At 66.8% G+C, this 25359-nt stretch carries 2 protein-coding genes (1 of these 2 running past the window's edge); both read left to right on the top strand.

The features are described from left to right. On the top strand, positions 1-7672 hold the 3' portion of the coding sequence (locus tag B2J77_RS13440) for a non-ribosomal peptide synthetase (protein ID WP_078478836.1). Its footprint begins 1979 nt before the window's first position; 7672 of the gene's 9651 nt are visible here — the last part of the coding sequence; its start codon lies beyond the left edge, outside the window; the stop codon is at positions 7670-7672. Beyond that, on the top strand, positions 7672-25359 hold the full coding sequence (locus B2J77_RS13435) for a non-ribosomal peptide synthetase (protein WP_078478835.1): 17688 nt from the start codon (positions 7672-7674) through the stop codon (positions 25357-25359). Before B2J77_RS13440 ends, B2J77_RS13435 begins: the two co-directional genes overlap by 1 nt.

Raw genomic sequence — 25359 nt, 5'->3', positions numbered from 1 at the left:
TTCCACCGGCACCGCCAAGGGCGTGGCCGTCAGCCACGCCGCCCTGGGCAACTACCTGCAAGGCATTTTCCAGACCCTGCCGCTGCAGGGCGCCAGCAGCATGGCGGTGGTCTCCACCCTGGCGGCGGACCTGGGGCATACCGTGCTGTTCGGCGCACTGTGCTCCGGGCGCTCGCTGCACATCATCGAGCAGGACGTGGCCCTCGACCCGCAGCGCTTCGGCGCCTACATGCAGGACCATGGCATCGACGTGCTGAAAATCGTGCCGTCGCACCTGGAGGCGCTGCTGGGCGCTGACCAACCGCAACAGGTGCTGCCTGCCCGCTGTCTGGTGCTCGGTGGCGAGGCCTGTTCGCCTGCACTGATCGAACGCCTGCGCGCACTGGGCCGCTGCGACATCATCAACCACTACGGCCCGACCGAAACCACCGTCGGCGTACTGACCCAGAGCCTCAGCGCGGCAGACAGCCCCATCGTGCTGGGCCGGCCATTGCCCAACACCAGCACCCAGGTGCTCGATGCCGGCCTGCAACGCCAGGCGCCGGGCAGCCACGGCGAGTTGTACATCGGCGGCGCCGGCCTTGCCCGTGGATACCAGAACCGCCCGGGCATGACCGCCGAACGCTTTGTGCCCGATCCCTTCGGCGCACCGGGTGCGCGCCTGTATCGCACAGGCGACCGGGTGCGTCGTCTGCCCTCGGGCGAGCTGGCGTTCCTTGGCCGTGTCGACCGCCAGGTCAAGCTGCGCGGCTACCGCATCGACCTGGATGAAGTGCTGCTGGCCCTGCGTGCGGCGCCCCAGGTGCGCGACGCGGCCGTGCTGCTGGTGGGCGAAGCGGCCCATGCGCAACTGGTGGCCTATGTGGTCTATGCGGGCACTGACGCGCAGGCGCAACTGGAAGCCTGGCTGCAAGCGCGCCTGCCTGATTACATGCTGCCCAGCACCTACCAGGCCCTGGCCGTCATGCCCCTGACCGCCAACGGCAAGCTCGACACCCGCGCGCTGCCTCAGCCGACCCAGGCGCGTGCCGCCGCTGCCCACGTGCCGCCTGTGACCGAGCGAGAACACGCCCTGGCGGGCATCTGGGAACAGGTGCTCAAGGTGCCGGCAGTGGGGCTTGGCGACAACTTCTTCAGCCTGGGGGGCCACTCGTTGCTGGCCGTGCAGATCGTCTCGCGGGTACGCCGCCAACTGGGGCTCGACCTGCCGCTGCGGGCCATGTTCGACACGGCCAACCTGGGTGAACTGGCCCAGGCGCTGGAGCACTGCGAGTGCTACCGCGAACAGACGGCCGTTGCGGCACTGCCGCGCAGCGAGCGCCTGCCGGCGTCATTCGCCCAGCAGCGTCAATGGCTGTACTGGACCCTGCAGCCCCAGAGCACCGCCTACCACACCCCGCTGGCCGTGCGGCTGCAGGGCGAGCTTGATCGCCAGGCCTTGCAGCGGGCGATGGACACCTTGCTGGCACGGCACGAAGCCTTGCGCACCACGTTCGTCCAGGAGGATGGCCAGCTTTATCAGCAGGTGCAGCCGGCCGGGGCGGTGGACCTGCAATGGACGGCCTTGCCCGATGCCAGCCAACCCCAGCTGGAGCTTGCGGTGCGCGCCGAAATCACGCGCCTGTTCGACCTGCACCAGGGGCCCCTGATGCGGGTCAAGGTGATCGAGCGCGCAATGGACGAATGGGTGCTGGTGCTGACGCTGCATCACATCACCTCCGACGGCTGGTCCATGAGCCTGTTGGTGCACGAGTTCGTCGAGCTCTACAGCGCCTTCAATGCCGGCCATACGTGCCCCCTGCAACCGCTGGCGGTGCAATACGCCGACTACGCCCACTGGCAGCGCCAGTGGCTGGCCCAAGGCGAGATGCAGCGCCAGCAGGCCTATTGGGTCGAACGCCTTGGGGGTGAACCGGTGGTGCTGTCGCTGCCGACCGATCACCCGCGCACGGCGCAGCTCAGCGACCGTGGCGGGCGCCTTGACCTGCACCTGCCGCAGGACCTGGAGCGTCAGGTACGCGAGCTGGCCCAGGCCCAGGGCGTCACTTTGTTCCAGCTGTTCCTGGGTAGCTTCGCCTTGCTGTTGCAACGCCACAGCGGCCAGCCGGACTTGCGCATCGGGGTGCCGGTGAACAACCGCAACAGCCAGGAGCTGGAGGCGGTGGTGGGCTTTTTCGTCAACACCTTGGTCATGCGCTTGTGCCCGCAACCTGAGCAGTCGGCAGGCCATTGGCTGCAGACGGTCAAGGAGGTGACGTTGTCGGCCCAGGCCAACCAGGACCTGCCGTTCGACCGCCTGGTGGAAGTGCTCAACCCCCAGCGCGCGCTGAATCACAACCCGCTGTTCCAAGTGATGTACAACCACCTGAGCACGGTCGGCGCCACTGCCACTGGCACCAGCCTGCCGGGTTTGCAGGCCCGCGAACTGCAGCTTGACGGCGGCGGCGCGCAGTTCGAGTTGTCCCTTGAGACCCTGGAAACGCCGCAGGGCATCTCCGTGGCCCTGGTGTACGCTGCCGACCTGTTCGAAGCCGCCACCATCGAGCGTATGGCCGCTCACTGGCAGACCCTGCTGCGCGGCATGGTGGCCTGCCCTGCACAGGCCATAGGCGAGCTGCCGATGCTCGCTGCCAGTGAACAGCACGGCCTGCGCACCTGGAACCAGACCGCGCAGCGTTACCCCGACGAATACTGTGTCCACCGCCTGATCGAGCAGCAGGCCCAGCGCAGCCCCGAGGCGAGCGCCGTGGCATTCGGCGCACGTCAACTCACCTATCGCCAGCTCAACAACGCCGCCAATGGCCTGGCCCTGCAGTTGATCGAGGGTGGCGTCGGCCCGGACGTGCTGGTAGGCATCGCCGCCGAGCGTTCGCTGGAGCTGGTCATCGGCCTGCTGGCGATCCTCAAGGCCGGTGGTGCCTACCTGCCGCTGGACCCGGACTACCCTGAGGAACGCCTGGCCTACATGATCGAGGACAGCCGCATGGCCTTGCTGCTGCATGCGCCAGGCCTGCGCCTGCCGGTGCCTGAAGGGCTGGCGACACTCGAACTGCCGGCCCCGCAGGCAGACCCGGCCCACGTACCGAACCCGCACGTCGACCTGGCGCCGGAGCACCTGGCCTACGTGATCTACACCTCTGGCTCCACCGGCAAGCCCAAGGGCGCCGGCAACCGCCACGTGGCCCTGGCCAACCGCCTGTACTGGATGCAGCAGGCCTATGAGCTGACCGCTGCTGACCGGGTGCTGCAAAAGACCCCGTTCAGCTTCGACGTGTCGGTGTGGGAGTTCTTCTGGCCGTTGATGACCGGCGCCCAACTGGTGGTGGCCGAGCCCGGCGCGCACCGCGACCCGGCGCAGTTGGTGGCGCTGATCGAGCAGCACGGCATCAGCACGCTGCACTTCGTGCCGTCGATGCTGCAGGTGTTCCTGCAATCGCCGGACCTGGACGGGTGCCACAGCCTGCGACGCATCCTGTGCAGTGGCGAGGCGCTGGCGCTCGATGCCCAGGCCCAGGTGTTCGCACGCCTGCCCAAGGCCGGCCTGTACAACCTGTACGGCCCGACCGAAGCCGCCATCGACGTCACCCACTGGACCTGCGTGAAGGAGGGCAGCGACAGCGTGCCCATCGGGCGTCCCATCGCCAACCTGCACACCTACGTGCTGGACGCGGCCCTGCAACCGGTGGTGCCGGGGGTAGCCGGTGAGTTGTACCTGGGTGGCGTAGGCCTGGCCCGTGGGTATCACCGCCGCCCGGCGCTGACCGCCGAGCGCTTCGTGGCAAGCCCTCTGGGTAATGGCGAGCGCTTGTACCGCACGGGTGATCGGGTGCGTTACCGCGCCGACGGCGTGCTGGAGTACCTCGGTCGCCTGGACCACCAGGTGAAGATCCGTGGCCAGCGCATCGAGCTTGGAGAAATCGAGGCGCGCCTGCTGGAGGTGGCCGGCGCGAGTGAAACCGTGGTCGTGGCCCGCCAGGATGCCCAAGGCCAGCACCTGGTCGGCTACGTGGCCGACGCGTGCGCGCCTGCTGATCTTGCCGCCTGGCAAGCCCAGCTCAAGGCCCGGCTGGCCGAGACCTTGCCGGCCTACATGGTGCCTTCGCACCTGGTGTGGCTGCCGGCAATGCCCTTGAGCCCCAACGGCAAGCTGGACCGCAAGGCCTTGCCTGCGCCTGATCTGGATCAAGCCCGGCAGGCTTTCCAGGCACCGAGCACCGAGCTCGAATGCACCGTTGCAGCCATCTGGCGCCAGGTGTTGCACCTGGACCAAGTAGGCATGGCCGATCACTTCTTCGACCTGGGCGGGCATTCGCTGCTCGCCACCCAGGTGATTTCGCGTGTTGCCCAGGAACTGGACCTGGAGGTGCCACTGGCGCTGCTGTTCGAACACAGCACCCTGCATGCCTTCACCCAGGCCGTGAGCGCCCTGCAAGGCCAACGCGTCGCGCCGATTGCCCCGGTGGACCGCAACCAGCCACTGCAGCTGTCGTTCGCCCAGGAGCGGCAGTGGTTCCTCTGGCAGCTGGAACCGCACAGCAGCGCCTATCACATCCCCATGGCCCTGCGCTTGCGTGGCGAGTTGGACCTGCAGGCGCTGGAAGACAGCTTCAACCTGCTGGTGCAGCGTCACGAAAGCCTGCGTACCACCTTCATCCAGGAGCAGGCTCAGGTTCGTCCGGTCATCCACGCCCACTGGCGTTTGCCTGTGCCGGTGCACTCCGTTGCGGGCCAAGAAGAGGAGGGCGCAGCGATCCAGGCCTTCCTCCAAGTCCAGACTGCCCAGCCCTTCGACTTGATCAATGGGCCGTTGCTGCGCATCGGTGTGCTGCAACTGGGTGCACAGGACCATGTGCTGACCCTGGTCCAGCACCACATCGTTTCCGATGGCTGGTCGATGCAGGTGTTGGTCGATGAATGGATGCAGAGCTATGCCAGCCTGACCAGCGGCGCGCAGCCCAACCTTGCGCCGCTGCCCGTCCAGTACCTGGATTACGCCCACTGGCAGCGCGACTGGCTGGCAGCCGGTGAGCGCGAGCGTCAGCTGATGTACTGGCGTGAGCAGTTGGGCGATGAGCCGGTGGTACTGGAGCTGCCCACCGATCACCCGCGTCCTGCGGTGCAGAGCTACCGCGGTGCCCGCCTGGGGCTGACCTTGGACACGCAGCTGACCACAGGCCTGCAACAGCTGGCGCAACAGCACAACGTCACGCTGTTCATGCTGCTGCTGGCCTCGTTCCAGGCGCTGTTGCAGCGTTACAGCGGCCAGGACGACATCCGTGTCGGCGTGCCCGTCGCCAACCGCCACCGCCTGGAGACCGAGCGGCTGATCGGCTTCTTCGTCAATACCCAGGTCCTGCGTGCGCGCTTCGATGGGCAACTGACCGTAGAGGCGCTGTTGGAACAAGTGCGCCAGGCCGCTTTGGGCGCCCAGCAGCATCAGGACCTGCCGTTCGAGCAACTGGTCGAAGCCCTGCAGCCTGCACGCAGCCTGAGCCACAACCCGCTGTTCCAGGTGATGTTCACCCACCGCAATCTGCTCGACCAGCAGCTGGGTGATGGCTTCAAGGTGCCGCAGCTCGATGTCCAGACCCTGAGCGGCGAACACCACAGTGCCCAGTTCGACCTGGCCCTGGACACCTTCGAGACACCCGACGGCCTGGGCGCGACCTGGACCTTCGCCACCGACCTGTTCGAAACCAGCACCCTTGAGCGCATGGCCAGCCATTGGCAAACCCTGCTGCGTGGCATGCTTGCCAGCCCCCAGGCGCCAGTGGCCGAGCTGCCCCTCATGGACGCAGGGCAGCTGGACACTGCGCGCACCTGGAACCAGACCGCGCAGCGTTACCCCGACGAATACTGTGTCCACCGCCTGATCGAACAGCAGGCCCAGCGCAGCCCCGAGGCGAGCGCCGTGGTGTTCGGCGCACGTCATCTCACCTATCGCCAGCTCAACAACGCCGCCAATGGCCTGGCCCTGCAGTTGATCGAGGGTGGCGTCGGCCCGGACGTGCTGGTAGGTATCGCCGCAGAGCGTTCGCTGGAGCTGGTCATCGGCCTGCTGGCCATCCTCAAGGCCGGTGGTGCCTACCTGCCGCTGGACCCGGACTACCCCGAGGAGCGCCTGGCCTACATGATCGAGGACAGCCGCATGGCCTTGCTGCTGCATGCGCCAGGCCTGCGCCTGCCGGTGCCTGAAGGGCTGGCGACGCTCGAACTGCTGGCCCCGCAGGCAGACCCGGCCCACGTACCGAACCCGCACGTCGACCTGGCGCCGGAGCACCTGGCCTACGTGATCTACACCTCTGGCTCCACCGGCAAGCCCAAGGGCGCCGGCAACCGCCACGTGGCCCTGGCCAACCGCCTGTACTGGATGCAGCAGGCCTATGAGCTGACCGCTGCTGACCGGGTGCTGCAAAAGACCCCGTTCAGCTTCGACGTGTCGGTGTGGGAGTTCTTCTGGCCGTTGATGACCGGCGCCCAACTGGTGGTGGCCGAGCCCGGCGCGCACCGCGACCCGGCGCAGTTGGTGGCGCTGATCGAGCAGCACGGCATCAGCACGCTGCACTTCGTGCCGTCGATGCTGCAGGTGTTCCTGCAATCGCCGGACCTGGACGGGTGCCACAGCCTGCGACGCATCCTGTGCAGTGGCGAGGCGCTGGCGCTCGATGCCCAGGCCCAGGTGTTCGCACGCCTGCCCAAGGCCGGCCTGTACAACCTGTACGGCCCGACCGAAGCCGCCATCGACGTCACCCACTGGACCTGCGTGAAGGAGGGCAGCGACAGCGTGCCCATCGGGCGTCCCATCGCCAACCTGCACACCTACGTGCTGGACGCGGCCCTGCAACCGGTGGTGCCGGGGGTAGCCGGTGAGTTGTACCTGGGTGGCGTAGGCCTGGCCCGTGGGTATCACCGCCGCCCGGCGCTGACCGCCGAGCGCTTCGTGGCAAGCCCTCTGGGTAATGGCGAGCGCTTGTACCGCACGGGTGATCGGGTGCGTTACCGCGCCGACGGCGTGCTGGAGTACCTCGGTCGCCTGGACCACCAGGTGAAGATCCGTGGCCAGCGCATCGAGCTTGGAGAAATCGAGGCGCGCCTGCTGGAGGTGGCCGAAGTCCGGGAAACGGTCGTGCTAGCTCAGCCTGGCGCCGCTGGCGCGCAACTGGTCGGCTACGTGCTGGTCGACGGTGCTGACCTGGAGCCCACCCGCCAGGCGCTGCTGCGCGAGCGCCTCAAGGCTCACCTCAAGGCCAACCTGCCCGGCTACATGGTCCCCGGCCAATGGCTGCTGCTGGAGCAGTGGCCGCTCAGCCCCAACGGCAAGCTGGACCGCAAGGCCTTGCCACTGCCCCAGGCAGCGCCACCACAACACGGCTACGAAGCCCCGCAACGCCCGGTCGAGTGCCAACTGGCAGCGATCTGGCAGGACCTGCTCCAGCTCGACAAGGTCGGCTTGAACGACCACTTCTTCGACCTGGGCGGTCACTCTCTTCTCGTCGTGAGCCTGGTCTCACGCATTCAACTCGAGCTTGGTATGAAGGCAACTGCGCAATTGATTTTCCAATACCCCACCCTGGGCGAGCTGGCCCGCCAACTGGAGCACGAAGGCGGGGCGGTGGATGCCGCCACCCTCGACCAGCTCGAAAGCCTGCTCGACGAAATGGAGGCGGTGTAATGGATCACGCCAGCGCCCTGCGCATTGCCCAGCGTTTCATCGCCTTGCCCGTGGACAAGCGCCGCCAGTACCTGGCCAAGATGGCCGAACAAAAGGTCTCGCCCGGCAACCTGCCAATTCCTGTCATCCGCGAGCAGTTAGACAGCCTGCCGCTGTCCTTCGCCCAGGAGCGCCAGTGGTTCCTTTGGCAACTGGAGCCAGGCAGCAGCGCATCTCATATCCCTACCGCCTTGCGCCTGCGCGGTCACCTCGACACCCAGGCCTTGCAACAAGCGTTCGATGCCCTGGTGGCACGCCACGAGACCCTGCGCACCACCTTCGTGATGAAGGACGAGCGGCCCTGCCAGCACGTGCATGGCTCACTGCCGATCGCGATCGAGCCGTTGCACCTGCCGGCCACCCTGGCACCCGAGCATCATCACGCCCAAGTGCAGGCGTTGATCGAGCAGCAGATCGCCAGGCCCTTCGACCTCGAGCACGGCCCGCTGGTACGGCTGGGGCTGCTGAGGGTGGCTGACGATGAGCATGTGCTGGTGATGGTGCAGCACCACATCGTCTCCGATGGCTGGTCGATGCAGGTCATGGTCGATGAGCTGATGCAGCTGTACCTGGGCTTGGTCCACGGGCGGGCGGTCCAGCTGCCTGCGCTGCCCATTCAGTACGCCGACTATGCCATCTGGCAGCGTCGCTGGATGGAAGCCGGCGGCAGCGAGCAGCAACTGGCCTACTGGCGTGAGCAACTGGGCGCGCATCAACCGGTGCTCGAGTTGCCCACCGACCGTCCGCGCGCGGCCCAGCCAAGCCTGCGCGGCGCGCGTTTCGACTTGCCCATCGACAAGGCGCTGAGCGAAGCCTTGCAAGCCCTCGCGCAGCAGCAACAGGTCACGCTGTTCATGCTGTTGCTGGCGTCGTTCCAGGTGCTGCTGCACCGCTACACCGGCCAGACCGATATTCGCGTCGGGGTGCCCAACGCCAACCGCAACCGGGTCGAGACCGATCGCCTGCTGGGTTTCTTCGTCAACACCCAGGTGCTGCGCGCCGATGTGCAGGGGGCCTTGGCCTTCCCGGCGTTGTTGCAACAGGTCAAGCAGACGGTACTCGGTGCTCAGGCGCATCAGGACTTGCCGTTCGAGCAACTGGTCGAAGCCTTGCAGCCAGACCGCAGCCTGAGCCACAACCCGTTGTTCCAGGTGATGTACAACCATCAGCGCCAGGGCCGCGACCCACGTGCCCAGCAGGTGCCTGGCCTGGAAATCGAAGGGCTGTTCTGGGAAAGTCACAGCGCCTCGTTCGACCTGACGCTGGACACCGTCGAGGGTGAAGACGGCCTGTGGGCGTCGCTGACCTATGCGTGCGACCTGTTCGATGCCGCCACCATCGAGCGCCTGGGGGGCCATTGGCTGACCCTGCTGCGCGGCCTCGTCGCCGATCCGTCGCGCTGCGTTGCTGCACTGCCGATGCTGGCCGTCGATGAGCATGAGCACCTGCACGCCGTGCGCAACGCCCCGGACCTGCGCCATGCCGACGGCCCGCTGGTGCACGAGCGCATTGCCCAGTGGGCTGCGCAAACCCCGCAGGCCACCGCCTTGCTGTTTGGCGAGCAGCGCATGAGCTTTGCCCAGCTCGATCAGCAGGCCAATCGCCTGGCCCATGCTTTGGTCACAGCAGGGGTGGGGCCGGAAGTGCTGGTCGGTATCGCCCTGGAGCGTGGCCTTGAGATGGTCGTGAGCCTGTTGGCGGTGCTCAAGGCCGGCGGTGCCTATACGCCGCTCGATCCGCAATACCCCCGCGAGCGCCTGTCCTATCTGATGCAGGACAGCGGCATGGCCCTGCTGCTCAGCGACAGCGCGCTCATGCAGCGCCTGCCGGTACCGGATGGCTTGGCAACCCTGGCCCTGGACCACATGGACCTGGCCGCGCAACCCTGCCACGCGCCAGCGAACGCCGCCCAGGCCGATAACCTGGCCTACGTCATCTACACCTCGGGTTCCACGGGCCTGCCCAAAGGGGTGGCAGTGGCCCATGGCCCCATCGCCATGCACTGCCGAGCCATTGGCGAGCGCTACGAAATGACGCCGGCCGACTGCGAACTGCACTTCATGTCATTCGCTTTCGACGGTGCCCACGAACGCTGGCTCACGCCCCTGACCCACGGGGCTTCGCTGCTCATCCGCGACCCGCAGCTGTGGACCCCGGAGCAAACCTATGCCGCCATGCATGCACATGGGGTGACGGTCGCTGCGTTTCCACCGGTCTACCTTCAGCAACTGGCCGAGCACGCCGAGCGCGATGGCAACCCACCGCCGATGCGGGTGTACTGCTTCGGCGGCGATGCGGTGTCCGAGGCCAGCTACGCCATTGCTCGGCGCGCACTGCGTCCGACCTATATCATCAATGGCTACGGCCCTACCGAAACCGTGGTCACCCCCCTGATCTGGAAAGCTGGCGAACAGGACAGCTGCGGTGCGGCCTATGCGCCCATTGGCGATCGCGTCGGTGAACGGCGCGCGTATGTGCTCGATGCCAACCTGAACCTGTTGCCCCTGGCCATCCCGGGTGAGTTGTACCTGGGCGGGCAGGGCTTGGCCCGTGGCTACCTCAAGCGCCCGGCGCTCACTGCTGAAAGGTTCGTACCGGACCCGTTCGGCAACGGTGCCCGGCTGTACCGCAGCGGTGATCGGGTGAGCCTGCGCAGCAGCGGCATCATCGACTACCTCGGGCGCATCGACCGCCAGGTCAAGGTGCGGGGTTTTCGTATCGAGCTGGGCGAGGTGGAAGCGCGCCTGCTGGCGGTGCCGGGGGTGCGCGAAGCGGTGGTGGTGGCCCAGGCCGGCCCGAGCGGCCAGCAATTGGTCGGCTACGTGGTGAGCGACGACGCGCCGCAATTGGCGTCCAATCATCAAGCCCAGGCTGAGCGCCGCGAATCGATCAAGCGCTGTTTGAAGGTGGACCTGCCCGACTACATGGTGCCCACGCACGTGCAGTTGCTCGAACGCATGCCCTTGACCCCCAACGGCAAGATCGACCGCCAGGCCCTGCCCGTAGTCGACCTTACCCAGCTGCAAGGCCAGCATGTGGCCGCCAGCAGCCCGCTCGAGCAGGCGCTGGTGCAGATCTGGCAGGCGGTGCTGAAGGTGCCTCAGGTGGGGGTGACCGACAATTTCTTCGAGCTGGGCGGTGATTCGATCATCTCGATCCAGATGGTCAGCCGGGCCCGTCAGGCCGGCATCGTGCTCAGTCCCAAAGACCTGTTCCTGCACCAGACCGTGCAGGCCTTGGCCGGTGTGGCCCGTTTTGGCGAGGTCGCCCGCATCGATCAGGGCCCGGTCGCTGGCAGCCTGCCGCTGCTGGCCATCCAGCGCTGGTTCTTCGCCCAGGGCATTGCTGATGCGCACCACTGGAACCAGTCCGTGCTGCTGGCACCGACGCAGGCGTTGCAGCCACGTGCGCTGGAAGCGGCGTTGCAGGCGCTGGTGCTGCACCATGACGCCTTGCGCCTGCGCTTCGATGCCCAAGCCGGGCTCGCCTGGCACCGGGCACCGGCCCAGCAACAGAGCGCCGAGGAGCAGGCGCCTTTGCTGTGGCACGCCACGGCCGCGCGCGGCCAGGCCCTGACCGCGTTGTGCGAGCAGGCCCAGCGCAGCCTCGACCTGCGCCAAGGGCCGCTGCTGCGGGCTGTGCTGGCGGAGTTGGACGATGGCAGTCAGCGGCTGTTGCTGGTGGTTCATCACCTGGTCGTGGACGGTGTGTCCTGGCGCATTCTGTTCGACGATCTGCAGCAGGCCTACTCGCAGTGCCTGGCAGGCGAGGCGCTGTCGCTGCCGGCCAAGACCACGGCCTACAAGCACTGGGCAGAACGCCTGCAGGCACTGGCGCAAACCCCGGCCCTGGCCGAGCAGCTGCCGTACTGGCAGGCGCAGGTCGCAGGCGCCGCCGACCACCTGCCAGGCGCGCGTCCTCACGCCAGCCTGGAAAAACGCCATGCCTGTACGGTACACACGCGCCTGGACGACACGCTGACCCGGCAATTGCTGCAACAGGCCCCGGCGGCCTACCGCACCCAGGTCAACGACCTGCTGCTGACCGCGCTGACCCGCGTGATCTGCCGCTGGACTGGGCAGGCCTCGGCGCTGATCCAGCTCGAAGGGCACGGCCGTGAAGCGCTGTTCGACGAGGTCGACCTGACCCGCACAGTGGGCTGGTTCACCAGCGCCTTCCCGGTACGCCTGGACGATGCCGCTGAGGTGACCGACGCGATCAAGCGCGTCAAGCAGCAGTTGCGCGCGATCCCTGACAAGGGCATCGGCTACGGCGCCCTGCGCTACATGGGCAGCGCCCAGTCGCAGGCAGCCCTCAACGGCCTGGCCGAGCCGCGCATCACCTTCAACTACCTGGGCCAGTTCGACGGCAGCTTTGCCAGCGACCAGGGTGCCCTGTTCGTGCCAGCCAGCGAGGACGCCGGCGCTGAACAGGGCGCCGAGGCCCCGCTCGGCAATTGGCTGAGCATCAACGGCCAGGTGTACGCAGGCCAATTGCGCCTGGGCTGGACCTTCAGCGAAGCGATGTTCGAGCGCAGCGACATCGAGCGGTTGGCGCAGGATTACGCACGCGAGCTGAGCCAGCTGGTCGCCCACTGCCTGTTGCCGGGCAGTGCCGGGGTGACGCCTTCGGACTTCCCGCTGGCCATGCTCGATCAGCCACAGCTGGACGCCCTTGGCCTGCCCTGGGCGGACGTCCAGGACCTGTACCCGCTCTCGCCCATGCAGCAGGGCATGCTGTTCCACAGCTTGCTTGAGCAACAAGGGGGGGACTACATCAACCAGCTGTCGGTCAGCGTCGAGGGGCTGGCGCCCGAGCGTTTCCGTGAGGCCTGGCAGGCGGTGGTCCAGCGCCATGACATATTGCGCAGCGGGTTCCTCTGGCAAGGCGGGCTGGCCCAGCCGCTGCAGTGGGTGCGCAAGCAGGTGCAGGTGCCGTGCCGTGAAATCGACCTGCGTGGCCATGAAGATCTTGACGCTGCATTGACCCGCCTGGCTGATGCCGAACGCGAGCAAGGCTTCGACCTGGCCCAGGCGCCACTGCTGCGCTTGACGCTGGCCCGCACGGGGGATGATCGCTATCAGCTGATCTATACCAGCCATCACATTTTGCTCGACGGCTGGAGCAATTCGCAGCTGCTTGGCGAGGTGCTGCAGCACTACGCAGGCCAGGCGCTGCAGAGCCTGAACGGGCGCTACAGTGACTACATCGGCTGGTTGCAACGCCAGGACAAACAGGCCAGCGAGGCCTTCTGGCGCGCACAGTTCGCCACCCTTGAGGAGCCGACCTGGCTGAGCCGTGCGCTCAAGTGCGCCGCCACCGGCCAGACCGGGCAAGGCGAATTGAAATGGCGCCTGGACGCTGCGATGACCGAACAGTTGCACGGCTTTGCCCGTCAGCAGAAAGTCACCCTCAACACGCTCGTGCAGGCCGCCTGGCTGTTGCTGTTGCAGCGCTACACCGGCCACGACAGCGTGGCATTCGGGGCTACGGTCGCGGGCCGGCCTACGCAGTTGCAGGGCATCGAGCAGCAGATCGGCCTGTTCATCAATACCCTGCCGGTGGTCGCGCGGCCCGAGCCGCAGCTGGCGCTGGCCGGTTGGTTACAGACCGTACAAAGCATCAACCTGGCACTTCGGGACCACGAACACAGTGCGCTGAGTGATGTGCAGCGCTGGGCCGGGCAGGGCGGCGATGGAGTGTTCGATACCCTGCTGGTATTCGAAAACTACCCTGTGTCCGAGGCGCTGCAGCAAGGCGGCGTCAGTGACCTGCACTTTGGTGACGTGCACAGCCATGAGCAGAACAACTACCCACTGACCCTGAGCGTCAGCACCGGGGCCGACCTGTTGTTGCATTACAGCTATGACGCGGCGCAGTTCAGTGCCGAACGCATGGCCCAGGTTGCAGGCCACCTGGCCCATCTGCTGGCGCAGATGGCGGACGGCTCGCCCCAGCGCTGCCTGGGTGAGCTGAAGCTGTTCGAAGAGGGGCGCCAGCGCGCCCCGGTGCAGGACTGGGGCATGGCCGCCGGTCAATACCCAAGCCTGGCCCCTGCCCATGTGCTGTTCGAGCAGCAGGCCCAGCGCGTTCCGCACCACACTGCGCTGATCACTGAAACCACCGAGCTGACCTATGCCCAGCTCAACGCGGCGGCCAACCGCCTGGCCCACCGCCTGATCGCCCAGGGCGTGGGCCCGGACGTGCTGGTCGGCATCGCCGTCGAGCGCGATGCGCCGATGGTCATCGCCTTGCTGGCCGTGCTCAAGGCAGGCGGCGGCTACGTGCCGCTCGATCCGAAATTCCCCCGCGAGCGCTTGCAGCAGATGATCGAGGACAGCCGCATCGCGCTGCTGTTGACCCAGTCGCACTTGCGCCAAGCGCTGGCGCTGGACGCGCAGGTGCAGTGCCTGCTGCTGGATACGCCTGAGGACGGCAGCGGCGCCGACAGCGACCCGCTCAACCGCGTGCACGCTGACAACCTGGCCTACGTGATCTTCACCTCCGGCTCGACCGGCCGGCCGAAGGGCGTAGCCATCAGCCATGGTGCCTTGACCCGCCACGCCTTCGTGGCCCAATGGTATTCCGATATCCACGCATCCGACTGCGTCCTGCAATTTGCCACGTTCAACTTCGATGCCTTCGTCGAGCAGCTGTACGCCCCGCTGGTCTGCGGTGCCACCGTGATGCTGCGGGGCAACGAAATCTGGGACAGCGAGACGTTCTACCAGCGGGTGCTGGCCCACGGCATCAGCGTGGCCGACCTGCCGACCGCGTACTGGAACCTGCTGGCCACCCAGTTCGCCAGCGTAGGGCCACGCGACTACGGGCAGCTGCGCCAGATTCATGCGGGCGGCGAAGCCATGCCGCCTGAAGGCATGGCCGCCTGGCACAAGGCCGGGCTGGGCCGTGTGCGCCTGCTCAACACCTACGGCCCGACCGAAACCACGGTCACTTCCACCACGCTCGACTGCACCCCGTACGTGCTGGGCGAACAACCCGTGGCTCACACCTTGCCGATCGGCACGGCTTTGCCAGGGCGGGACATCTACCTGTTGGACGATGCCGGGCAGCCGGTGCCGACCGGTGTCGTGGGTGAGCTGGTGATCGGTGGCCAATTGCTGGCGCGCGGCTATTTCGGCCGCAGTGCGCTGACCGCCGAGCGCTTCTTGCCCGACCCGTTCGGCGGCAACGGCGGGCGCTTGTACCGCACGGGCGACCTGGCGCGCTACCGTGCCGATGGCGTGATCGAATACGTCGGCCGGGTGGACCATCAGGTGAAGATCCGTGGCTTCCGTATCGAGCTGGGCGAGATCGAGACTTGCCTGCTGGCGCAGGCCGGTGTCAGCGAGGCGCTGGTCATGGCGCAGCCTGGCCCGAACGGGCCGCAACTGGTCGCTTACCTGGTTGCAGATGCAAACGTGCAGACGCTGCGCGAAGCGCTCAAGGCGAGCCTGCCGGACTACATGGTCCCCGCCCATCTCATGCTGCTCGACCACATGCCGCTGAGCCCGAGCGGCAAGATCGACCGCAAGGCACTGCCGCTGCCCGAGGCCTCCAGTAACCAGGCATTTATCGCCCCCCAGCGCCCGCTCGAACAGCAACTGGCGCGTATCTGGCAAGACGTGCTGAAGCTTGAGCGGGTCGGGGTGGACGATAACTTCTTCGAGCTGGGCGGTGACTCGATCATCTCCATCCAGGTGGTCAGCCGAGCCCGTCAGCAGGGGCTGCACTTCACGCCCAAGGAACTGTTCCAGCACCAGACCCTGCGCGCCCTGGCCAAGGTCGTGCGCACTGGCGACAGCGCCGTGCACATCGACCAGGGTACCGTCCTCGGCGGCATGCCCCTGCTGCCGGTGCAGCACAGCTTCTTCAGCGAAGCCATTGCCCAGCGTCACCACTGGAACCAGTCAGTGCTGCTGGTACCACGCACCGTGCTTGAGGGCGTTGCACTGGAGCAGGCATTGCAGGCCCTTGTGCAGCATCACGATGCGTTGCGGCTTACCTTCAGCGAGGGTGAGCAAGGCTGGCAGGCCGAACATGGCGAGCCCGTGACGGCGCTGCTGTGGCAGCGCGAGGTGGCCGATGCCCAGGCGCTCACCGCCCTGTGCGACGATGCCCAGCGCAGCCTGGACCTGGCCCACGGCCCGCTGCTGCGCGCGGTGCTGGCCACCCTTGCCGACGGCAGCCAGCGCTTGCTGCTGGTGATCCATCACCTAGTGGTCGATGGCGTATCGTGGCGCATCCTCTTCGAGGACCTGCAACAGGCCTACGCACAATGCCTGGCCGGGCAGCCCCTGAAACTGCCGAGCAAGACCACGGCCTACCAGGCCTGGGCGCAGAAACTGAAGGCGCATGCCCACAAGCCGGCGCTGCTGGGCCAGAAGGATTACTGGCTGGCGCAACTGCGTGGTCAACGCACAGACCTGCCGGGCGCCAAGGCCGATGCGGGCATGCAGGGGCACCACGCCCAGACTGTGCAGACCCGCCTGGACGCCCAGCAAACCCGTCGCCTGTTGCAGCAGGCGCCTGCGGCCTACCGCACCCAGGTCAACGACTTGCTGCTGACCGCCTTGGCCCGTGTGATCTGCCAGTGGACGGGCGAACAGGCCGCGCTGATCCAGTTGGAAGGCCATGGCCGCGAGGAGCTGTTCGACGACGTCGACCTCACCCGTACCGTGGGCTGGTTCACCAGCCTGTTCCCGGTGAAGTTGCCCGTGTCGACCGACCTTGGCGACACGCTTCGCCAGGTCAAGGAACACCTGCGCGGCATCCCTGACAAGGGTATCGGCTATGGTGTGCTGCGCTACCTGGGGGACGCTGCCACACGCGAGGCCCTGGGGGCCCTGGCGACGCCGCGTATCACCTTCAACTACCTGGGCCAGTTCGACGGCAGTTTTGCCGACGACGATGACGCCTTGTTCACCCCGGCTACCGAAAAGCGCGGCCGTGAGCAAAGCCCAGATGCCCCATTGGACAATTGGCTGGTGCTCAACGGGCGCGTGTACGACGGTTGCCTGAGCCTGGACTGGACGTTCAGCGCCGAGCAGTTCGAGGTGCAGACCATCGAGGACTTGGCCGATGCCTACGGCGCACAACTGCAAGCGCTGATCGAACACTGCCTGGCGCCTGACGCGGGCGGCGTGACGCCGTCCGATTTCCCCCTGGCCAGTCTTGACCAGGCGCAACTGGACCAGCTTGCGGTGCCTGCGGCCAACCTTGAGGACATCTACCCGCTGTCCCCGATGCAGCAGGGCATGTTGTTCCACAGCCTCTACGAACAGGGAAGTGGCGATTACCTGAACCAGATGCGTCTGGACATCGGTGGGCTCGACCCACAGCGATTCCGCAGTGCCTGGCAGGCCACCCTCGATGCCCACGCCATCCTGCGCACCGGGTTCAACTGGCAGTTCGAGCAGGCCGTGCAGGTGGTCATGAATCGGGTCGAGCTGCCGTTCCGCCTGCTGGACCTGCGCGACGAAACCTCTGCGCAAGCAACCCTTGATGCCCTGGCGCAAAGCGAACTGCAACGTGGCTTCGAGCTTCATACCGCGCCGTTGCTCAGGCTGGTACTTGCACAGACCGATGTGCAGGACTATCACCTGATCTACACCAGCCACCATATCCTGATGGACGGCTGGAGCACCTCGCAGCTTCTGGGCGAAGTGCTCCAGCGCTATGCCGGTCACCCGGTCACCCAAGGGCCTACGCAGTACCGCGACTACATCGGCTGGTTGCTGCGTCAGGACCGTCAGGCCAGCGAGGCGTTCTGGCGCGATCAACTGGCCCGCCTGCCGGCACCGACCCTGCTGGCACAAGCCTTGAAGCCGGCAACGCGCAGCTCAGGTCAATACGATCATTACCACCGGCTGGACGAACATCACACCCAGCGTCTGAACGCCTTTGCGCGGCGCCACAAGGTCACCCTCAACACCGTCATCCAGGCGGCCTGGCTGTTGCTGCTGCAACGCTACACCGGGCACGACGGCGTCGTGTTCGGGGCCACCGTGGCCGGGCGCCCGGCGGCGATCAGCGGTGTGGAGCAGCAGATCGGCCTGTTCATCAACACCTTGCCGGTAGTGGCCAGCCCCCAGGTAGATCAGCCGCTGCAGGCGTGGCTGCATGCGCTTGTGCAACTGAACCTGGCACTGCGCGAGCAGGAGCACACCCCGCTCTTCGATATCCAGCGCTGGGCCGGGCAGGGCGGTGAAGCGCTGTTCGACAACATCCTGGTGTTCGAGAACTATCCGGTTTCCGAGGCGCTGCAAGCAGCGCCCGTGGACCTGCGCTTTGGCAGCATCGACAACCATGAGCAGAGCAACTACCCGCTGACCGTCAGCGTAAACGCCGGGTCCACCGTGCTGCTGCACTTTACCTACGCGGGCGAGGCGTTCGATGCGCCGGGTATCGCGGGCATCAGTGACAACCTGGCCCACTTGCTCCTGCAAATGGTCGAGGGGCCCGACGGGCTTTGCCTGGGCGATCTGACCCTGCTGGACGACGGGCGCCAGCACGCCCCGGTGCAGGACTGGGGCATGGCCGCCGGTCAATACCCAAGCCTGGCCCCTGCCCATGTGCTGTTCGAGCAGCAGGCCCAGCGCGTTCCGCACCACACTGCGCTGATCACTGAAACCACCGAGCTGACCTACGCCCAGCTCAACGCGGCGGCCAACCGCCTGGCCCACCGCCTGATCGCCCAGGGCGTGGGCCCGGACGTGCTGGTCGGCATCGCCGTCGAGCGCGATGCGCCGATGGTCATCGCCTTGCTGGCCGTGCTCAAGGCAGGCGGCGGCTACGTGCCGCTCGATCCGAAATTCCCCCGCGAGCGCTTGCAGCAGATGGTCGAGGACAGCCGCATCGCGCTGCTGTTGACCCAGTCGCACTTGCGCCAAGCGCTGGCGCTGGACGCGCAGGTGCAGTGCCTGCTGCTGGATACGCCTGAGGACGGCAGCGGCGCCGACAGCGACCCGCTCAACCGCGTGCACGCCGACAACCTGGCCTACGTGATCTTCACCTCCGGCTCGACCGGCCGGCCGAAGGGCGTGGCCATCAGCCATGGTGCCTTGACCCGCCACGCTTTCGTGGCCCAGTGGTATTCCGATATCCACGCTTCCGACTGCGTGCTGCAATTCGCCACGTTCAACTTCGACGCCTTCGTCGAGCAGCTGTACGCCCCGCTGGTCTGCGGTGCCACCGTGATGCTGCGGGGCAACGAAATCTGGGACAGCGAGACGTTCTACCAGCGGGTGCTGGCCCACGGCATCAGCGTGGCCGACCTGCCGACCGCGTACTGGAACCTGCTGGCCACCCAGTTCGCCAGCGTAGGGCCACGCGACTACGGGCAGCTGCGCCAGATTCATGCGGGCGGCGAAGCCATGCCGCCTGAAGGCATGGCCGCCTGGCACAAGGCCGGGCTGGGCCATGTGCGCCTGCTCAACACCTACGGCCCGACCGAAACCACGGTCACTTCCACCACGCTCGACTGCACCCCGTACGTGCTGGGCGAACAACCCGTGCCTCACACCTTGCCGATCGGCACGGCTTTGCCAGGGCGGGACATCTACCTGCTGGACGACGCCGGGCAGCCGGTGCCGACCGGTGTCGTAGGTGAGCTGGTGATCGGCGGCCAGTTGCTGGCGCGCGGCTATTTCGGCCGCAGTGCGCTGACCGCCGAGCGCTTCCTGCCCGACCCGTTCGGCGGCAACGGCGGGCGCTTGTACCGCACGGGCGACCTGGCGCGCTACCGTGCCGATGGCGTGATCGAATACGTCGGCCGGGTGGACCATCAGGTGAAGATCCGTGGCTTCCGTATCGAGCTGGGCGAGATCGAGACCTGCCTGCTGGCGCAGGCCGGTGTCAGCGAGGCGCTGGTCATGGCGCAGCCTGGTCCCAATGGGCCGCAACTGGTGGGCTACGTGGTCACGCAGGTGGCTGCGGTCACGCTGCGCGATGCCTTGAAAGCGAGCCTGCCGGACTACATGGTGCCGGCGCACTTGGTGGTGCTCGACAGCCTGCCATTGAGCCCAAGCGGCAAGATCGACCGCAAGGCACTGCCGCTGCCCGAGGCCGCTAGCAGCCATGCCTTCGCCGCCCCGCAGACAGCGCTCGAACAGCAGTTGGCCACAGTCTGGCAAGACGTGCTGAAGCTTGAGCGGGTCGGGGTGGACGATAACTTCTTCGAGCTGGGCGGTGACTCGATCATCTCCATTCAGGTGGTCAGCCGAGCGCGGCAACTGGGGCTGCACCTGACCCCGAAAGCGTTGTTCCAGCACCAGACCCTCCGGGCCTTGGCCCAGGTCGTTGGCACGGCAGACACAGCTCTGCAGATCGACCAAGGTGCGGTCACCGGCAGCACGCCGTTGCTCCCTGTGCAGCACAGCTTCTTCAGTGAGGCCATTGCCCAGCGTCACCACTGGAACCAGTCGGTGTTGCTGGTGCCGAGCGCGCCGCTCCAAGGGCCTGCGCTGGAGCAGGCGTTGCAGGCGTTGGTGCACCACCACGATGCCCTGCGCCTGCGCTTCAGTGAAGGCGAGCAGGGTTGGCAGGCCTGCCACGGCGACAGTCCCCAGGCGCTGCTGTGGCAACGCGAGGTGACCGATGCCCAGGCACTCACCGCCCTGTGCGACGATGCCCAGCGTAGCCTGGACCTGGCCCAGGGCCCGCTGCTGCGCGCGGTGTTGGCCACCCTGGCCGATGGCAGTCAGCGCTTACTGCTGGCGATCCATCACCTGGTGGTCGATGGCGTGTCGTGGCGCATTCTGTTCGAGGACCTGCAACAGGCTTACCAGCAGTGCCTGACCGGGCAGCCGCTCAGCCTGCCGGCCAAGACCAGCGCCTACAAGGCCTGGGCTGAACGCCTGCAAGCCCACGCCCGAAGCGAAACCCTATGCCAGCAACTGGCCTACTGGCAGGCCCAACTGCAGGGCTTTGCCCAGACGTTGCCTGGCGAAGATGCCCAAGGCAGCCAGCAGGTGGGCGACGCCCACACCGTGCAGGTTGAACTGGATCCAGCGCTGACCCGACAACTGCTTCAGCAGGCCCCGGCCGCTTACCGCACCCAAGTCAATGACCTGCTGTTGACCGCCCTGGCACGGGTGATCTGTCAATGGACGGGCGAGCAGGCGGCATTGATCGAGTTGGAAGGCCACGGCCGCGAGACGCTGTTCGATGACGTCGACCTCACCCGTACCGTGGGCTGGTTCACCAGCCTGTTCCCCGTGAGACTGCCGGTGGCGGGGCCAGTGGGGGACACCATCAAGCAGGTCAAGGAGCACCTGCGTGCCATCCCGGACAAGGGCCTTGGCTTTGGAGTGCTGCGTTATCTGGGCGATGCGGCCACCCGTCAGGCATTGGCCACCCTGGCGCAGCCACGCATCACTTTCAACTACCTGGGCCAGTTCGACGGCAGCGCCGCACGTGAGGACGACGCGCTGTTCGCCCCGGCTGCGCAGAGCGGTGGGCGCCAGGTCAGTGATCAGGCGCCGCTGGGCAATGCCTTGACCATCAACGGGCAGGTGTTCGAGGGCGCCCTGAAGCTGGACTTCACCTTCAGCCGCCAGCGGTTCGCCGCGGGCACCATCGAGGAACTGGCCCAGGCCTATGTGGGCGAGCTACGTGCGGTCATTGAACACTGCCTGACCTTGGAGCACCCCTGCCTGACCCCGTCCGACTTCCCGCTCGCAGGGCTGAGCCAGGCGCAGCTGGACCGCTTGCCGGTGCCGGCCGGGGCTGTCGAAGACCTGTACCCGCTGTCGCCGATGCAACAGGGCATCCTGTTCCATACCCTCGAAGCCGCCCAACAGGGGCTGTACGTCAGCCAAACCAGTGTGCAGGTACAAGGGCTGGACAACGCGCGCTTCATTGCGGCCTGGCAGCACATGGTCGATCGCCATGAAATCCTGCGCACTGGGTTCTGGACCGAAAGCCACCTCAGCGAGCCGTTGCAATGGGTGGCCAAGCGCGCCGAACTGCGTGTGCGCGAGCTCGATTGGCGGGATCGCCCGGTCAGCGTCGCCGACCTGCAACGCCTGGCCGAACAGGACTACGCCCGCGGCTTCGACCTGCTGCACCCGCCCTTGATGGGCCTGACCCTGGTGCGCCTGGACGAGCAGCGCCAGCAACTGATCTGGAGCAGCCACCACATCCTCATGGACGGCTGGAGCCACTCACGCCTGCTTGGCGAGGTGTTCGCCGTGTACGGTGGGCAAGCACTGCCCGGCAAGCGCGGCAGCTACCGCGACTACATCGGCTGGCTGGCCGCCCAGCCCCAGGCGCAGATGGAGCACTTCTGGAAAGACAAGCTGGCCGGGCTGGAAGGGCCCACCCTGCTGGCCACCGGGTTGCATCCAGCGCCCGTCGCCGAGGCCGACGGCTACGACGCCCTGTACCTGAACTGGGACGCCGCGCAAACCCGGCAACTGCGTGATCAGGCCCAGCGCCTGCGGGTCACGCCCAACACGCTGATCCAGGCGGCGTGGTTGCTGCTGCTGCAACGCTACACCGGGCAATCGCGCGTGTGCTTCGGCGCAACCGTTGCCGGTCGTCCGGCAAACCTGCCGGGTGCTGAAGACATGCTGGGCCTGTTCATCAACACGCTGCCGATCATCCAGGCACCTGCGCCCGAACAGCCGGTGGGCCAGTGGTTGCAGGCCCTGCAGGACTACAACGTGCAGGTGCGTGACTACGAGCACGTCTCTCTGGCCGATGTGCAGCGTTGGTCCGGGCAAAGCGGGCAGGCGCTGTTCGACAGCATCGTGGTGTTCGAGAACTATCCCCTGGACGAGCGCCTGCAAGACGCCGGTGAAGACGGCTTGCGCTTCGGCGCCAGCGAAGGCCGCGACGTGACCAACTATGCCATGGACCTCGCCGTGCACCTGGATGACACCTTGAGCATCGAGTTCCTTTATTGGCGCAGCCGCTTCAGCCCCGCCGCCTGCCAAGGCATCCGGCGCAGCTTCGAGCGCTTGCTTCAAGCGCTGCTGGGCGACCCACTGGCAGCCATCGGCAGCCTGCCCATGCTTGATGCCGACGCTGAACGCCAGCAAGCCCAGGCCAACCGGCTGGTCGCCAACCCGACCCGCACGCCGCTGCTGCAGCGCATTGCCGGGCATGTGCAGGCCCGTGGTCAGCAGGTGGCGGTCAGCTGCGCCGGGCGGTCCCTGACGTATGCCGAACTTGAGGCGCGCGCCAACCGCCTGGCCGTGGCCCTGATCGAGGCCGGTGCTGCCCCGGAGGTGCGTGTCGGGGTGGCGCTGGAGCGCTCGGTGGACATGATCGTGGCCTTCTATGCGGTGCTCAAGACCGGCGCTGCCTATGTCCCTGTCGATATCGACTACCCACGCGAGCGGGTGCAGTGGATCATCGAGGACTCGGCCATGCGACTGCTCATCAGCCAGGCCAGCGTCAGTGAACGTTTGCCAAGCGCCGAAGGGGTCGACACCCTGCTGCTCGAATCGCTTGCGCCGGTGCAGGCGCAGGTCGCCTTGCCGGCGGTCGCGATCGACGAGGACAACCTGGCGTACCTGATCTACACCTCCGGTTCGCTGGGCAAGCCCAAAGGCGTTGCGGTCGCCCGCGGGCCGCTGGCCATGCACTGCCAGGCCATCATCGAGCGCTATGGGATGAGCGAGGCAACCCGCGAATTGCTGTTCATGTCGTTCGCCTTCGATGGCGCCCAGGAGCGCTGGCTGTCCACCCTGGCGGCCGGTGGTCAGCTGGTGGTGCGCGACAACCGTCTGTGGACGCCCGAGGAAACCTGGCAGGTGCTGCATGAGCAGGCCATCACCATCGCCTGTTTCCCGCCTGCGTACCTGCAACAGTTGGCCGAATACGGCCAGGCCTTCGACAACCCGCCACCGGTGCAGATCTACTGCTTTGGCGGCGACGCCGTGGCCGATGCCAATTTCGAGTTGGTCAAGCGCACCCTGCGCCCAAGGCTGCTGACCAATGGCTACGGCCCTACCGAAACCGTGGTCACGCCGTTGTTGTGGGTGGTCGATACCGACCAGCGCTGCGAGGCGGCCTATGCGCCGATTGGCACACGGGTGGGCGAGCGTACCCTGCACATTCTCGATGCCGGCCTGAACCCATTGCCCGATGGCGTACCGGGTGAGTTGTACATTGGCGGGGAGGGGCTTGCGCGGGGCTACCATGCGCGGCCAGGCCTGACCGCCGAGCGTTTCGTCGCCGACCCCAGTGGCCGTGGCGCGCGCCTGTACCGCACCGGCGACCTGGTGCGCCGCCGCGCAGACGGAGTGATCGACTTCCTTGGCCGCCTGGATCATCAGGTGAAGATCCGGGGCTTTCGCATCGAGCTGGGCGAAATCGAGGCCCGCTTGCGCAGTCAACCCCAGGTGCGCGATGCGGTCGTCGTGGCCCGTGACACCGAAGGCGGCAAGCAACTGATCGGCTACGTGGCCACCAGCAGCCCGGCGCTGCAAGGCGAGGCGCTGCGCATGGCGTTGCAACAGGGCTTGCCCGACTACATGGTGCCCAGCCAGATCCTGGTGCTGGAACACCTGCCGCTGAGCCCCAACGGCAAGGTCGACCGCAAGGCGCTGCCAGACCCGTCCTTCAAGGGCCGCGAGTACGTGGCGCCGCGCAACGCCCTCGAAGCGGGCCTTGTCGCGATCTGGCAAGAGGTGCTGGAGCTGGAGCAGGTCGGGGTGACGGACAACTTCTTCGAGCTGGGCGGCGACTCCTTGCGCACCCTGAAGGTGTTGTCCAAGGTGCGCAATCAACCGGCGCTGGGCATTGAGCTGAAGCTGCGTGACATGATGAGCAAACCCACCATCGCCGAGTTGTCCGGTTATGTGGATGACGCCGTGGCAGTGCCGTCACCGCTGCTGCCGCTCAACGGTCCGGTCGCGCAATGCGAGCCCCTGTTCTGCCTGCACGCAGGGTTCGGCACCGTGTTCGACTACGAGCCCCTGGCGCGGCGACTGGACGGAGTGCGCCAGGTCATCGGCGTGCAGTGCCGCATGCTGCTGGACAAGCACTGGCAGGACAGCTCGCTGGAAGCCATGGCCCAGGACTACGCAGGGTTCATCCGCGAACAGCAACCACAAGGGCCGTACCACCTGCTGGGCTGGTCGCTGGGCGGGCCGCTGGCGCTGCTGGTCGCCCGTGTGCTGGAAGGGCAGGGCCACTGCGTGCACTTCGTTGGGCTGGTGGACAGCTTCGTGCCCGGTGACCACGGCCCAGAGGACGACCTGACCGAAGAGCTGCGCAACTTCCTGTCGATCATCCTGGACCAGCCGCCCGAAAGCCTGCCGACGTTCGACCTGTCTACGGATGGCTCCCACCTGGCCCTCGAAGCCCTGGTAGCGCAGGTGCAGGCCCACGTGCTGGGCAGCGGTGATTCACCGCGCTTTGCTGCCGAGGAACTGGTGCATGCCTTTACGGTGGCGCTGTGCCTCAAGGCACTGTCGCGACACCTGGCGCCGCTGCCCGCCATCGAGTGCCCGGCCAGCTTCTGGTGGGCAGAGGAGGGGTACGGCGCGCCGGCCCACGCCTATCAACGGCGGTTCAGCCATGACGACGCAACGCTCATCCAGGCGTCGCACTTCGACATCCTCAAGCAGCCCCAGGTGTTGCGCGAGGTGTGCCAGTGCCTGGACGCGACCACCGAAACTCAGGGGCGCGCGTGA

It is taken from the genome of Pseudomonas parafulva, from assembly GCF_002021815.1.
Taxonomy (GTDB): domain Bacteria; phylum Pseudomonadota; class Gammaproteobacteria; order Pseudomonadales; family Pseudomonadaceae; genus Aquipseudomonas; species Aquipseudomonas parafulva_B.
The sequence above is the reverse complement of the archived record's forward strand: the minus strand, read 5'-3'. Positions and strand labels throughout refer to the sequence as shown.